The organism is Arachidicoccus terrestris (assembly GCF_020042345.1).
Taxonomy (GTDB): Bacteria; Bacteroidota; Bacteroidia; order Chitinophagales; family Chitinophagaceae; genus Arachidicoccus; species Arachidicoccus terrestris.
Map to the genome: position 1 here is coordinate 2,198,872 of NZ_CP083387.1, position 15,580 is coordinate 2,214,451.

The window sequence follows — 15,580 nt, forward strand, 5'->3', positions numbered from 1 at the left end:
TGGCTTGCATTTAGCACATTCTATCCTGTCGTAATATTTGACTGTAAATTGACGTCACTCTACATATATCAAGTACTTTTATTATATGATAATACAAAAAAGAAAAAATAACCGAGTTAGTCCTTTTATGCCTATTCTCTTGGCTACTTTTCATTGAAGCGCCAAAGGCATTTGATTCCAAAACAAAAAATCTACATTTGACAAAAAATTTCTGAATATATTACTAATTCAAAAAGCAGCCAATTCCCTTTTCCATTACTTTGTCACCTCAATTTCAAATGGGGAGGCCGGAAGGCCGTTCTCATTCTCTAAATTCGCCCTGATTGGATTATCACTCCAGCCGTAGCGAACTTTCTTGGGAGCCTTTACATCAGCACTATAAACCCAAACCTGAGCGCCTTTTATCCCTGCCTGCGCCCAACTGTATTTCCCATCCGCCCCTGCGATAGCAAAATGTTTCAGGCGATGATCTCCCTTTCTAACCTGTAAGATCTGACGGGGCCCAAAATCAATATAAACAGTGTCGCCATTCGCAATCGCTCTTTGAGCGACAGGACTGTGGTGGAATGGAATTAATTTAGGCCCACGTCCTGATAAACCCAGTGACCTGTTACCCTGATAACACATATCTTCTGCCAATAAAAACAACCGCTCTCCAACCGGCTTTTTATTCAAAGGGTGTATATCATTCCACTCTCCCAGTTCAAGGGTAACCGCCATAGCCGTATTAGGTATAGAAAGGATTTTACGCTGTTGTTCTCTTAATATGGCCCAGCCACTGTTCGCATTAGGATTCCAGCTCTGTTTCATAAAATTCGGCAGTTGAACGACTAAAAACGGTAAGGCTTCATTTTTCCAACCTTTTCTAACCGTTCCCAGTAAATCTTTCAGCTTTGTACCATATGTATTTGCATTATCAATATTAGACTCCCCTTGATACCAGATGAATCCTTTTGTACTATAGCTAAATGCTGGTGCCAGCATCCCATTATATAACCCACCAGGCATCCAGCGAATAAACGTCTGACCGGGTGCGGTCGGCATAAAGGCACCAACCTGATACTTCCATCTTCCAGCCAGAGAAACAGTATCTCTCCCTCTTACCAACGCATAGACCTTGTCGGACACAAAACCACCCTTCGCTGTTTGGCTAACCAGTCGGACTGTAATGGTATTTTCTCCCAGCCGAAGTAAATTCTCAGGAAAATCATATCTTCTTCTTGGATATTGATAGCCGGTACTTCCTATAAACTGACCATTCACAAAAACAGAATCTGCATCAACCATTCTGCCAAGAACAAGTCTGGCCGTATTTTGAGTATTTGCGGCCCGATCAATCGTGACAGACTTTTTCAGCCAGACCACACCATTCAATAAGCCCAGACCCTGATCTGCCCAGTAGCCAGGTACAGACATGGATGGCCAATTCACAACAGCGGGACTACTAACCGGCAGGCTCCGCCATCCAAATAACAGCCCTTGGTCATTGCTGTTCAATAAATGATTCCAGGTGGCCCATTTTTGCTGATCATTTTTTTCAACCGCTGCGACAGTGCTGTCATTTTTGAACTTTTGTAACTCGTTATATTCCTTCGGATATTTTTTAAGAATAGATTCCGGCAACCAGGCTTCGATGGGAGAACCCCCAAGACTGATATTTATGAGACCAACCGCTTCACCCGTTTTTTCATGCAACTTCTGCGCAAAGAAAAAACCGACAGCCGTGAAGGCGCCAATATTATCATGCGTGGCTGCCTTCCAGCTTCCACTGGCATAATCTACTTCCGTTTTTTTGAAATTATAATAGTTAGGAACTTTAAATTGTCGGATATCCGGGTAATTACCCTCGGCCAGCAATTTAGGATACTGCTCAACAACACTGGTAAGATCATGTTCCATATTAGACTGACCGCTACATACCCATACCTCACCAATCCGTATATCTTTCAGGTCAATTTTCTGAGAACCACTTATGATCTGCATGTCATAAGGGCCACCGGGTTTTTGTGCCGGCAATTTGATTTCCCAGTGGTTGGTATCAGTCGCTCTTGTTTTATAATTGTGTCCCTTAAATGCTACTTTAACGGTGCTGCCATTATCTGCCCAGCCCCAAATAGTCAAAGGCATTTCGCTTTGCAGTACCATTCCATTACTGATAAGCCTGGGTAGCTTTAATTGTGCTTTTAAAACGAAACAAGGTAATAGTAATAATAAGCCACCCACTATTTTTTTAATCATGATCAGGTTCTTAAGGGTTAAAATAAGAAACAGGTGCTCCTAGAAAACTCTGCTTTTCCATCCCAAAATCCAGCACCATTTTTTGCAATACGACGCCGGGGGAGATAGCCCAAATTTTTAAAGTATGCAACCCCCTTCGGCTCAATTGTACCGCCTGGCTGATCTTCTTGATGCTGGCAGCAACTTCTTTTCTCCATGTGGGTATTGATTCCGAACCTTTATTGATATTCACAATTTCAGGCTGTCCGTCATCTATTGAATAAGCAAATTTAAGCCCGTCGTTATTCCATATATTTAAAGTAGGAGACAGGTAAAAGCAGAGTTTTGCAGCACCTTCATCTCTTGTAAAAAAACGGTAGCAGATATTTGGATTTTTCCCATCTAATTTCAATTCCTTAAAAGTAACCGGCATTGGCGTTACTGCGCCATTCGTCTTGCCAAACCCCGGAAGTGCGACCCATCTGATTCCCTGTCCAATTTTGGAAGAATCGCCTGCAAAACCCAATGCATCGATACTAACGATATCACCCGATTGAATGAATGCCTGATGAGGCAAATCATTGATTAATTCAGGCCGCAGGATTACACAAATACGTTTAAACGTACCATCTGCACCTTTTATCTGTACAAATGCAGTTGGTATATTGCCCTTTATTTGATTTATTTTCTTCCAGTCCACGGACAAAGTAACCTTCAGGTCATCCATCTCTGGGCTGACCATCCCTTTATTCTGACTTATTTTCAGGTAATTGGCGGATGCCTTAAGCATATATTTCACAGGTTGAGCCCCTTTGGCAAATATAGAAATAACGCCCTGCCGCCCATAGCCAGTCGCGCCTTCAACTCCTTCTTCCAAAAACAAAGTATCTGGTGTTGCTATACCAAGTATTGCCTTATTATCCAGGTGAATCTGCTGAACAGCCGGAACACTATTGTGTTCAGGTTGTTGCCAGTAAGTATACCCAATATGGGTCTGATCCATAAAATGATTCCATTTTCCACCAGCATTGACTTTATTATACCTGTGACTCAACAGACTATCAACTTTATAATAATACAGAACGCTGTCTGCATACTTATTGGTGGTGGATCTATGCTGGCTCGCATATAAGTGATTTAGCGCCTGGGCGCGATATAACTTATATAAATTGGCACTGGCGGCTACTTGATAATCTACCAGTTCAAAATAAGCGGCCTTATAGGCTTCAGGAAGATTATCATATAGGGCATTGCTTTTAGCTGCCAGGGCATTATAATCGCGCACTACCAGATTCCACTCATCATAATTTTTAAGACTATATGTTTTGCTATCCAGGAGTTCTGGTTTAACCCGGGCATTGTATTTAGTATAGAGATGGATAATATTGGCAATCGGCTCAGCAAATAAGTCGCCAAATTGCTGTCTCGACCATTGAACGGTATAGGCAGGCAGATCACTATATCCCATCTGGTCAGGATTACGTGCGTAATCCAGAAAAAATGAGATCGGAAACTCCATCGGCTTTAAATCTCCCACATTTACAATCCAGATCTGGTTAGCCCCATAGGCGTATGCCATGTGCATTTGTTCCCAGGTTCTTTCTATCGTGTTTGTATTAATCCACTTATAATTCCTTGGGCCACCTACATAATCAAAATGGTAATAGATGCCATAACCTCCGCTTCTGTATGTATCGTCTAACCTGGGAAGTCTTCTTAAATTACCCCAGTTGTCATCGCAGAGCAGCAGAGTAACATCATCAGGCACGCGCATGCCTTTATCATAATAGTCCTGTACCTCCTTATAAAGAGCCCAAAGCTGGGGCGTTTTAGCAGCAGGCTTACCCGTTACCTCCTCTAATATCGTTCGCTGATCCTTAACAATATTCTCCAATAGAGCAATATTGCTTCCTTCAGTCATAGGCATGTCCCCGTCTCCACGCATTCCAATGGTCACAATGCTTTCATGCGTTCCCATATGCTCAATTCCCTTTTTCCAGAAGTCCTGCAAAACCCGCTTATTTTCTTGATAGTTCCAGGCACCTTTGCCATACCGTTTCCATTCCTGCTGAGCCCTCAGCATCGGTTCATGATGTGAGGTTCCCATCACTATCCCATATTGATCTGCCAAAACCGGGTTCAGTGTATCATCGTCATTAAAAGCATTTCCCCACATGGCTGGCCATAAATAATTAGCCTTCAACCGAAGCAATAATTCAAAGACTTTTGTATAGAACTTATGGTTAAATCCACCGAATTGCTCATGGACCCAGCCCGACAAAGCGGGCGCTTCATCATTTAAAAAAATGCCTCTGTATTTAACTTTTGGAGAAGGTAAGACCTGCGATCCCTCCAAACAGTAGATACGATCGTGTTGTACTACGGGAACATCTGCCCAATAATACCAGGGAGAAACTCCTATTTGCCTGGAAAGCTCATAAATACCATAGATAGTCCCTCTTTTATCACTGCCCGCAATGACTAGTGCTTTTTTAATACCAGGCAGTGGCGCTTCCACCACCTGCATTAGCGTGCTTTCCCATTTCCCGCCCACATCACTTACTTTGATAACACCTCGGCGTATCAATCCGTCAATAAGTGTGCTATGACCAATAGTTCCTGCAATTATAGCGTATTCATTATTTCCGGGCGTTTCGATACCATGCATTAGCGGTGCGGCAATTCCGGTTACTCTTTTAAAATCCTGACTCAGATTTTCACTTGCGATAGCCACGCCTTTCCAATCATCCGCCGAAATCATTATTGGCGTCACCCGGCTGTTATCCGCCAGCACAAACGCACCGTCTCCCTGAACACTCTTCATGGAAAAGCTAATCATCTGCTTTTGTGCTTTCAGGGTAGTCAAGAAGCCCCCTGCTACCGTCAACACTAAAAAACAAACCTTTAATGTTTTTGTCCTTACTCTTTCATGCTTCATAATGGATTCCAATTAAATTTAAAAGCAGGCATCCAGCTAACACCATTTTGACGTTCAACAACATAGGTATTAAAAATCAGTGACAGCCTGATAAGCAGCCTTTCTGTGAAGCGCACTGTCAAATAATAACGGATAATTTCTACGTCCAGGCACCGGATAGTTATTGAGCCAACTGTCATTATCTGATACATTCCAGAAGGTGACACTGGTAATTACGCCTTTATAATCCCTAAATACGTTAAACACCATTTTGTAAAAGGCGGCTTGTTTTTCTTCCAGTGCTCCCTCATATACCACCTTATCCTTGGGTAAGAGTGCCCGACGGTTTTTCTCCCAAGGAAATACAGAAACATCCAACTCCGTAATCTGTATTTTAAGTCCCAGACTCTTATACAAATCCAGTGCGGAGCGCAGCTCCGCTTCTGTCGGCTGATAAATTGACCAATGTGCCTGAATGCCAATACCAGTAATAGGAACGCCCCTGCTCTTCAATCCCTTAAGTAGTTTATAGATCCTTTTGGCCTTCTCCGGAATGACTGCATTATAATCATTATAATAAAGCGCTGCTTTCGGGTCCACCCTGTGCGCATACCAAAAGGCGCTATCAATGAATGAAGAGCCACAGATTTTGAGCCAGGGGCTGTTTCTTAAAAACTCAGAGGGATTATCACTGATGGCCTCATTGACCACATCCCAGGCGTAAATATCTTTATGGTAACGGCCTACAACCGTCTGTATATGGCTTTTTAACCGGGCAAATAAACTGTCTTTTGACACTTGCGCGCCTTGTGCATCTTTAAAAATCCACCTGGGCGTCTGCTCGTGCCAGCAGAGATTATGGCCCCTTATTTTCAATCCGTGCCCGCGGGCAAAGGCAACGATTTTATCAGCAGCACTAAAATTATACTGATCCTGTCTTGGATGGATAGGTCCCATCTTCATATCATTCTCTGGCGTAATGCTATTAAATTCCTTAAGAATCAGGGCCTGGGCCGGTCCATGGATATTATAACTATTTACGGCTACTCCAACAGGAAAATAGCCGCTGTAATAATCTTTAAGCCCTTTGGATGTTTTGGACTGGTTGTCCTTATTGTCCGTCCTGGATTCAGAAGCAGAAACGGCGCATCCAGTTAATACCAGACTCACAAATAGGGCTGAGGACACCGCTACAGTTATTGCCTGAGCTGCCCCCAAGAACCTATGCCGTATTGCAGGTCTCTTCAAATTTAAATATTGTCGCATATTAATTCGGTTAAGATCGCTTAAAAAGAAAGTTCGTTGTTAAATAATATGACCGAGGAATAGCCTTCCATCTCATCGCCGCTCAGCGACCCAATAAGGGAGCCTTCGCAATACAAATGGGATGTCAGCCAAGACGTCATTACGACATCCAAATGAAAAGATATTGATAAGGTTACTTTATAAGCCCCCTACCTGTTAATGATTCTCAGTGTTCTAAGGAATTACTTTACCTCAATAGTGAGGGTACGCAAAGCTGGTGCACCCAACTCCTGACTCCTGGCTATTGGTGAACTCCCGCCTACATAAATTTTATAAGTGCCTTTGGGCAATACTGATTTTCCCTCTTCGTTATAGACTTTTAAATCATCTGCCGTCAAGGTAAAGCTTACTTGCTGATTGGCGCCCCCGCCTACCTCAATGCGCTTAAAAGCTTTAAGTGAATAATTAGGTGTTTCAAATGACTGATCCGGAACTGCTACATATAATTGCACCACTTCATCACTCGCGGTCTTCGCTTCATTTTTCACATTCACTGTCAGGTTTATTTTTTGCTGCCCCTTGTTTAGGACTTTACGGTCTGCTTTTAAATCCTCATAAACAAACTGTCCGTAGCTCAAGCCAAACCCAAATGGATACATAGGTGCTTTTTCCATATACCGGTAGGTACGGCCGGTCATGTCATAATTTTTATAATCTGGCAAATCATCCAGGCTCATCGGAAAGGTTACCGGTAATTTCCCTGATGGTGATTGGTTGCCAAAGATAATATCGGCGACCGCATTTCCACCTTCTTCACCCGGATACCAGACCATCAAAACTGCGTCAGATAATTCATGCACTTCTTTTAAATTCATTGGGCTGCCACCTGTTACAATAGTGACAATTTTCCCTTTGTAACCTTTACGTAATTTCTCCAAAAATGCCACCTGATTCGCTGGAATATTATAATCCAGACGATCTCCAAAATGCTTAGAAGCAATGGCCTCTCCTTCTTCTCCTTCCAGCGTGCCATCAATACCCAAAACTACAAAAATAGCTTCCGCCTGCTGCGCATCACCTGTTGTCCAGTCAATGGGGTTATCATTGGGACGGTCCATCAGAATACCCTTGCGGTATTGCAGCTGACTGCCCTTGGCAATATGACCCGCGATACCTTCCAAAATGGTGCTCATTTGATTATTTACTCCATAATAATTGCCAATCAAGGCTTCCATATTAGTAGCATTAGGGCCAGTGATATAATATTTTTGCAGGTTATTTGCCAGTGGCAGCGTATGATCACTGTTTTTAAGCATCACCACAGACTCTACCGCTGCTTTATGCGCCAATTTACGATGGGCTTCACTATTTAATTCATCGGGGCTGATTTTATCATAAGGATTACTACCAGCGGGATCTAAAAGCCCGAGTTTAATGCGCGTGCGGGTAACAGCAGCCAGTGCACTATCCACCTTTGCTTCAGTAGTTAATCCCTGTTTAATGGCATCCACCAAAGCATAATAAGTCGTTCCACAATTTAGATCAAGCCCCTTATTAATGGCAAGTGCGGCGGCTTCAGCTGGCGTCTTCACTAAATGATGCCCAGTATAAAGATCTTGTACTGCGTCACAATCTGAAACGATATGTCCTTTAAAACCCCACCAGCCTCTGAGCACTGTATCTATTAAGAAGTCGCTGGCACTACATGCCTCACCGTTTACGCGGTTATAAGCTGACATAAATGACTCTACACCGGCCTTTGTCAGTGCATGAAAGGCGGGAAAATACGTTTCCTGCATGTCCTGCAAACTTACTTTAGCATCAAATTCATGACGTAGTTTTTCCGGTCCACTATGAATGGCATAATGCTTGGCACAGGCAGCGGCCATCAGGTGCGCTGGATCATTGCCTTGTAGTCCTTCAACAAAGGCCACTCCCATCTGTGAAGTCAGATACGGATCTTCTCCATAGGTCTCCTGACCGCGGCCCCATCTGGGGTCTCTAAATATATTAATATTGGGCGTCCAAAAGGACAATCCTCCATATTGTATCTCGTAGCCGTTTTTGCGATTGATATTAAATTGTGCCCTGGCCTCCTTGCCAATGGCGGTGGATATCTGTTTAAGCAGTTCTGGATCAAAGGTTGCCGCTTCCCCGATAGCCTGAGGAAAAATAGTCGCAACTCCTGATCGGCCCAAACCATGCAGCGCTTCATTCCACCAGTTATATGCAGGCACTCCCAAGCGTTGTATGGCGGGCGTATTATTCATTAATTGATCCACCTTTTCTTTTAGTGTCAATTGAGAAATGAAGTCGTTCACGCGGACATCGACAGATTTGGAAGGGTCCTTAAAATCCTGTCCACTGGCGGCTCCTGCCAGGATAATGGCTACTGTAAGAATACCCAGTTTAATGCTGATTCGTTTCATGACAAATGAATAATTTTAAGGGAAGGTAATAAATAATTTGAAATTGCAATCGATTGTAATAAATAAAATTAAACTTAATGCGTTTATGCATACGTTTGTATACCGTGAATATGAACTGTTTTACAAGATGTGGCAAACGGGATTTACTTTTACTTTTTTTTGGTTTACCTGTTTGTTTTCTCCTTAAAAATAAAATCGATTGCCCCTGTTTACACCCAAAGCCGCTGCGAAAAATAAGCAGCCGGCACCACAATAATTTGTATATTCGGGAAATAACCTGTCTTACTAAAATCAACTTCAATCATGTCCAACATTGATATCATATTACCCGAAAAAGCCGCGGATATCGGTAATTTTCTGGTCGGGAGGTTATTGCCTTTCCGGCAAAAACGCAGTGTAGGCCCTTTTGTGTTTATTGACCATATGGGACCGGCAAAAATGTCCGCCGCCGACAATCTGGATATAGGCCCGCATCCCCATATCGGCCTGTCAACACTGACTTACTTATTTGAGGGAGCTATTATGCATAGAGACAGCCTGGACAATGCGGTGGAGATCTATCCCGGGGATGTAAACTGGATGACCGCCGGCAAAGGAATCACCCATTCAGAAAGGACTCCCGACGGACTCCGTCACCAGGATAAATTTTTGCACGGCTTACAGATCTGGATCGCCCTCCCCAAAGACAAACAGGAAATGGATCCTTCTTTTGTACATATTAAGGGGGATAGCCTACCGGTCTGGGAGGAAGGCGGAGCAAGGCTAAAACTGATTGCCGGATCCATCGGGACACACAGATCTCCCGTTCCCGTTTACAGTCCGTTATATATGCTGGAAATCAAATCCGACCGTGATATGACCATTGATCTTACTGACCGCCTGTACGGAGAAAGCGGGCTGTATATCGTCAAGGGCAGTATCGAAAATCAGGGGCACAATTATGGACCCGGCCAGCTGTTAATTACCAAGGATGCCCATCTGTGCACCTTCAACATAACAGCGGGCAGCGATATATATCTATTTGGCGGCGAGCCTTTCCCGGAGGAACGGTTTATATACTGGAATTTTGTTTCTACTGACAAAGAAAGAATTGAGCAGGCCAAGGCAGACTGGACAGCAGGGCGTTTTCCCAAAGTCCCCCATGAAACGGGCTTTACACCCCTTCCCGGGACTAAACCTCCGGCAACTTAATCTAGGTTATTTTTCCCGGCCTGTACCCGACGTAACTTTGTCCTATTAAAAATCTGAATCATGAAAGAAAATCAAGTAATAGGACTGCACCATATAACGGCCATCGCAAATGAGGCTAAAAGAAACCTGGATTTCTATACCAAAGTATTAGGATTACGCATGGTCAAGAAAACCGTGAACTTTGACGACCCGGGTACATATCACTTTTATTACGGTAACGAGTCAGGCACTCCGGGAACCATTCTCACCTTCTTCCCCTGGGAAGGCATCGGCGCCGGCCGTAACGGTTCAGGCCTGGCCACTCATATTGGATACAGTGTGCCAAAAGGAGCCTTAAGCTTCTGGAAGCAAAGGCTGACACAGTTTAATGTACCCTTTGACGAGGGAGAAGTATTTGGCGAGCCCCTCATCTCATTTAAGGATCCGGACGGGCTGCAGTTGCAGTTTGTTGAAGCCGCGGATCCGGACAACCGCCCCCCCTGGCAGACACCTGAAATCAACGGTGATGTCGCACTAAAGGGGTTTTACAACGTGACCCTCACACTGGATAAAGCAGACGCCACAGCCAAAATACTGACCGACATCCTTGGTTATGATTTACAAAAACAGGAGGCGGGCAGACTCCGCTTCGGCACTTCAAACATCGATACCGCAAATATCGTCGATATACTGGAAACTCCGGACGGCCCCAGAGGGTATAATGCTGCCGGGACTAACCACCATATCGCTTTTAGGGTCAAGGACGACAATATCTTGATGGACTACCGGGAAAAAGTACTGGCTGCCGGTCTGAGCATCACACCTAAAATCGACCGGGATTATTTCTTTTCCCTTTACTTCAGGGAACCGGGAGGAATCCTGTTTGAGCTGGCCACCGACAACCCCGGATTTACAAAAGATGAACCCTTGTCCACTTTAGGCACGGAGCTCAAGCTACCTAAACAGTATGAAGGCTTGCGCTCAAAAATCGAAAAGGCATTGCCTCAACTTTAAAAAAAAGCAAAATGGAAACAACAAAAGTCGTATTAGATGACAATGGGTTTGGTGAGGTTGAGCTCTTCAGTGATGGCATCAAAGCGGGTAAAATGGATATTTCCGTGGAAGGCAACCTGCTTACCGTATACCACACCGAAGTAGACGAAACTTATTCGGGCAAAGGTTTTGGTAAAATATTACTGGCCAGTCTGGTCACCTATGCGAGATCCAACAATTTATTGATAAAACCGCTCTGCCCCTATGTACACCTCCAGTTCAGGCGTCATGGAGCGGATTATGCCGACATCTGGTATAAAGAAACCAAGCACTAAACAGCATGAAAGATCTAATCACCGGCATTCATCATGTAACCGCCGTTTCAGGCGACACCCAGGAAAATATAGATTTTTATACAGCCTTCCTGGGCTTGCGCCTGGTCAAAAAGACCGTCAACTTTGACGATCCAAAGGTGTATCACTTTTATTTTGGCAATGAGACCGGCACACCGGGCAGCATTTTTACCAGCTTTCCATACGGTAAAGGCCTCGCCCAGGGCCGCCACGGTAAAGGCAAAATCAACACTACCGCGTTTTCACTGGCACCGGACAGCCTGGATTTCTGGCAGCGGCGGCTGGACGCCTTTAACATTGCCTATAAACACCCTCAGCAGCGTTACGGCGGAGAGGTTTTTATCTACCTGGAAGATCCGGACGGGATGGGACTTGAGCTGGTTTTTACGGATAAGGAGATCAGGCCGGGAAACGGTTTTAATAAAAACATTCCTGAGGAGCATGCCATCCGTGGCATCCATCATGTAGAGCTCTGGCTGGAACACTTTGAAAAGACCGCCGCCCTGCTGACCACCGTCTTAAATCACCGGCTGATCCGGGAGAGTGCCGGGCGCTTCCGGTACGGAGTGGACGACAGGCCGGGCCAATATGTAGATATCCTTTGGGATATGGAGGGGCTAAGAGGCCTCGGCGGGCGCGGCATGGTTCACCACGTAGCCTTCGCCACGCCGGATGCCAGGTCTCAGTCAGACATCATGCAAAAACTGAGGGCCTTTGGACTAAAAACAACAGAGATCAGGGACCGGAAGTACTTTTCTTCCGTTTACTTTACAGAACCGGGTGGCGTTATTTTTGAGGTGGCGACCCTGAGCCCCGGATTCACAATCGATGAAGACAGCAGTGAACTCGGAATGCAGCTGCAACTTCCCGCACAGTTTGAACAGAACAGACCGGAGCTGGATGCACATCTCCCTGCTTTTAATTACCCGGTAGAAAATTTTAAATAATGACAAACAACACCCATACGCTGGACATACATAGGTCAGGCACAGCCTTAGAAAAAGCCGAAAAGGCACTGATTATGCTACACGGACGCGGCGGCTCTGCCGATGACATCCTGTCGCTGGCGCCGCATTTGAATGTCAGGGACTATGCATTAATCGCACCGCAGGCCACGGGCAATACCTGGTACCCGCTGTCATTTATGGCACCTGCCGCGCATAACGAGCCCTGGCTTAGTTCAGCAATCGAAATGGTCAGACAGACGGTCGAAAAAATAACGCAGGCCGGCATTTCCCCCGAAAACATATATTTCTTCGGCTTCTCCCAGGGCGCCTGCCTCACGCTCGAATTTCTGGCCAGATATGCGATGCGCTATGGCGGCGCTGTAGCTGTCATCGGCGGGTTAATCGGCGAGCAGATCAATTCCGTAAATTATAAGGGTGATTTTAAACAGACACCCGTCTTTATCGGCACCAGCAATCCTGATTTCCACGTACCGATAGCCCGGGTGTATGCCACTGAAAATATCCTGCAGGATATGAATGCCGACGTTCATCTGAAAGAGTATCCCGGTTTTGGACATTCGATCAATCGCGATGAGATCGATCAGGCCAACAAGATCGTTTTTAATACAGACGCCCGTTAAAAACTCGGGCCTGCAGGAACCGCAAACGAACTGAAGCGATGAAGTATATACTAGAGACACCGGTCAACGGATTAATCGGCGACCAGAAATATCAGACCCAGATCACCTGGAGAAATGGGAAGTTCATTACAGATGAGCCCGAAAGGCTCGGCGGCATGGACATCGGGCCGGATCCCTTCACTCTTTTGTTAAGTTCGCTGATTACCTGTACACTGGTAACGCTGCGGATGTATATAGATCATAAAGGATACCATATCCCGGAAATCAGTGCCCGGGCCAATATGTATTACCAGATGGATAATACCGACCGCAAAACCATTATCGAGCGGCAAATTGAATTTAACCAACCTTTAGACCCGGAGATTAGCGACAGATTGTTAAAAATTGCGGAGCAGTGCCCCATTTCTAAAATCCTGAAGCAGGAAGTTATTATCCGTACTGTTAAAGCCTGACTGATTTTCTAATTTAGAAGCGCATAGGTGACCAGGCTGCAGACATAGGCCAGCGCCGTCATGTAGACCAATTGAATAGCCGGCCATTTCCAGGACTTGGTTTCTCTTTTGACCACGGCGAGCGTACTCATGCACTGCATAGCCAGCACATAAAAGATAATCAGAGACATGGCAGTTGCCAACGTATACACTTTGGAGCCGTCAGGACGTTTCGCATTTTCCATTTTCTGCTGTAAAGTAGCCGTATTGTTCTCGTCCACACTATAGAGGGTGGCCATGGTTCCGACAAATACCTCCCTTGCGGCAAAGGAAGTAATCAATGCGATACCGATCTTCCAGTCATAGCCCAACGGGCGAATCACCGGCTCAATGGATTTGCCCAGAATACCGGCGTAGGAATTCTCCAGTTTTTCAGTGCCATGTTCTCTATCCAAAGCCGCCATCGCGGCTGCATTGTCGGTCCCGGTAGCCATGAGCGACGTTTTAGCCGTTTCATACTTTTGGTCAAGTGCATGCATTCTTTTCGAAGGGCCGTAGGAACTTAAGAACCAGATAAGCAGGCTGATAACAATAATGACCTTTCCGGCCTCCAGTACGAATATCTTTGCTTTTTCTACCATCGTTACCCCAACGTTCTTCCATCTGGGGGCCCTGTATACGGGTAGTTCCAGGATAAAGAAACTTTTCTCTTTGATTTTAATGATCCATTTAAGCACTAAACTTACAATGAGAGCCATCACCACTCCGAGTAAATACATGAACATCATGATCAGGCCTCTGGCCGAAAAGATACCCAGATAATAGGTATCCGGTACGACCAGACCGATAAGAATGGTATAAACCGGTAGCCGGGCGCTGCAACTCATGAGCGGTGTAATCATGATCGTCAGCAGCCGTTCCTTTTTATTTTCAATATTTCGGGTGCTCATAATACCGGGAATGGCACAGGCAAATCCACTGATCATCGGCATAACGCTCTTACCATTCAGGCCAACTTTGCGCATCAGCTTATCCATCAAAAAACTGATTCGGGCCATATAACCCGAGTCCTCCAATAAGGTGATCAACCCGAATAAAATCATGATCTGCGGCACAAATATGATGATTCCGCCTAAACCGGCCAATAACCCGTTACAGAGCAGATCACTCCACCAGGTATCGGGCAGCACAGAAGAGGCCCACCCTGTCAGCTCAGAAAAGCCCCAGTCGATGGCATCCATCGGATAGGAGGCCAGCCAGAAAATACTCTGGAATAAAATAAATAATACAGCCAGCAGGATCACATATCCCCATACTCTGTGAAGCAGAAGATTATCCAGTTTATCGGTAAAGATCTTTTTTTGCAGCGGGTCCGGCTCCACGACGAACTGCTGCATGATCTTATTGATCCGGGTATAGCGCTGCAGGATCTCATTTGCCTGCACTTTATTGGGTGAAAAATTGTTTCTAGCCTCTACTGCTGCCACCTGGCTTTTGACGGCTGCAGAAAACGGCAGATTTTTATAATTGGCTAAATAATGAATAGCCAGATAATCATTGACACCGGGCATCAGCTTTTGAAGATCTTCAATAGCACCGGGAGCCAATGCTTTATTATCAATAAAATCCGGAGCGGTTGCTGTTATTGTCTGGGAAAGTACGTGGCTGATCACTTTTTTTAGCTCTCCCAGCCCTTTATTGGTTCTGGGGTTGACAGGTACTACAGGAATATTCAATTCCCGGGAGAGCTCATCCACATCAATACGGATGCCCTTTTTCTGGGCCAGGTCATTCATGGTCAGTGCCACAACCACCGGACACTTAAGATCCACCAGCTGGGAGCAGAATAACAGATTTCTTTTCAGGTTACTGGCATCCATGACCAGTAAGAGCAAATCCAGATCCTGGATTTTCTCTACATCCATCATCACTTTATAGGCTACCCATTCATCTTCCCGTCTGGGATACAGACTATAGGTCCCCGGCAGATCAATGATCTTGGCCTGACCATGGCCGCTAAACTGCGTAGTGCCGGTTTTTTTATCTACCGTAACGCCTGGAAAATTACCCACCTTCTGATTAAGGCCAGTGAGGGCATTAAACAGAGATGTCTTTCCGCTATTGGGGTTGCCCGTCAGCGCGATCTGAATTGTCTTCTTTCCGGTTCTTAACATTGCGGGGCAAATTTACCATTCCTCAGCCGGATTCCATTTACGATTTTGGGAAACTATCCGTTT

11 protein-coding genes are annotated in these 15,580 nt (G+C 45.2%); 6 read left to right on the forward strand and 5 right to left on the reverse strand.

What is annotated here, in order from left to right; genetic code table 11:
* Positions 1-255: 255 nt before the first annotated feature.
* The 4 genes from K9M52_RS08645 to K9M52_RS08660 form a co-directional block, all read right to left on the reverse strand.
* Positions 256-2,238, reverse strand: coding sequence for a sialate O-acetylesterase (locus K9M52_RS08645; protein ID WP_224071658.1), 1,983 nt, complete (start codon positions 2,236-2,238; stop codon positions 256-258).
* A gap of 10 nt (positions 2,239-2,248) precedes the next feature.
* Positions 2,249-5,155 (reverse strand): glycosyl hydrolase 115 family protein, encoded by a 2,907-nt coding sequence (locus K9M52_RS08650; RefSeq protein WP_224071659.1) that lies wholly within the window; start codon positions 5,153-5,155, stop codon positions 2,249-2,251.
* Positions 5,156-5,224: 69 nt separating this feature from the next.
* Positions 5,225-6,400: an endo-1,4-beta-xylanase gene (locus K9M52_RS08655; protein ID WP_224071660.1), complete on the reverse strand. Its 1,176-nt coding sequence runs from the start codon at positions 6,398-6,400 to the stop codon at positions 5,225-5,227.
* Between the two features lie 221 nt (positions 6,401-6,621).
* The gene (locus K9M52_RS08660; protein WP_224071661.1) at positions 6,622-8,808 is read right to left on the reverse strand and encodes a glycoside hydrolase family 3 C-terminal domain-containing protein; all 2,187 of its coding nucleotides are present in this window, start codon (positions 8,806-8,808) and stop codon (positions 6,622-6,624) included.
* 303 nt (positions 8,809-9,111) lie between these two features.
* On the opposite strand from K9M52_RS08660, the gene K9M52_RS08665 reads away from it, so the two are divergent.
* The 6 genes from K9M52_RS08665 to K9M52_RS08690 are packed head-to-tail and all read left to right on the forward strand — an operon-like array spanning position 9,112 to position 13,364.
* Positions 9,112-9,999, forward strand: coding sequence for a pirin family protein (locus K9M52_RS08665; RefSeq protein WP_224071662.1), 888 nt, complete (start codon positions 9,112-9,114; stop codon positions 9,997-9,999).
* Positions 10,000-10,059: 60 nt separating this feature from the next.
* Positions 10,060-10,992, forward strand: coding sequence for a ring-cleaving dioxygenase (locus tag K9M52_RS08670; RefSeq protein ID WP_224071663.1), 933 nt, complete (start codon positions 10,060-10,062; stop codon positions 10,990-10,992).
* Between the two features lie 11 nt (positions 10,993-11,003).
* Positions 11,004-11,306, forward strand: coding sequence for a GNAT family N-acetyltransferase (locus tag K9M52_RS08675; protein ID WP_224071664.1), 303 nt, complete (start codon positions 11,004-11,006; stop codon positions 11,304-11,306).
* A 5-nt stretch (positions 11,307-11,311) separates the two neighbouring features.
* The gene (locus K9M52_RS08680; RefSeq protein WP_224071665.1) at positions 11,312-12,271 is read left to right on the forward strand and encodes a VOC family protein; all 960 of its coding nucleotides are present in this window, start codon (positions 11,312-11,314) and stop codon (positions 12,269-12,271) included.
* The gene (locus K9M52_RS08685) at positions 12,271-12,912 is read left to right on the forward strand and encodes an alpha/beta hydrolase (protein WP_224071666.1); all 642 of its coding nucleotides are present in this window, start codon (positions 12,271-12,273) and stop codon (positions 12,910-12,912) included. The genes K9M52_RS08680 and K9M52_RS08685 overlap by 1 nt, the downstream gene beginning before the upstream one ends.
* A 38-nt stretch (positions 12,913-12,950) precedes the next feature.
* A complete protein-coding gene (locus tag K9M52_RS08690) occupies positions 12,951-13,364 on the forward strand; it encodes an OsmC family protein (RefSeq protein ID WP_224071667.1) in 414 nt (137 codons plus the stop codon).
* 8 nt (positions 13,365-13,372) lie between these two features.
* Here K9M52_RS08690 and feoB read toward each other — a convergent pair whose 3' ends face one another.
* Positions 13,373-15,517: a ferrous iron transport protein B gene (feoB, locus tag K9M52_RS08695; RefSeq protein ID WP_224071668.1), complete on the reverse strand. Its 2,145-nt coding sequence runs from the start codon at positions 15,515-15,517 to the stop codon at positions 13,373-13,375.
* Between the last annotated feature and the right edge of the window lie 63 nt (positions 15,518-15,580).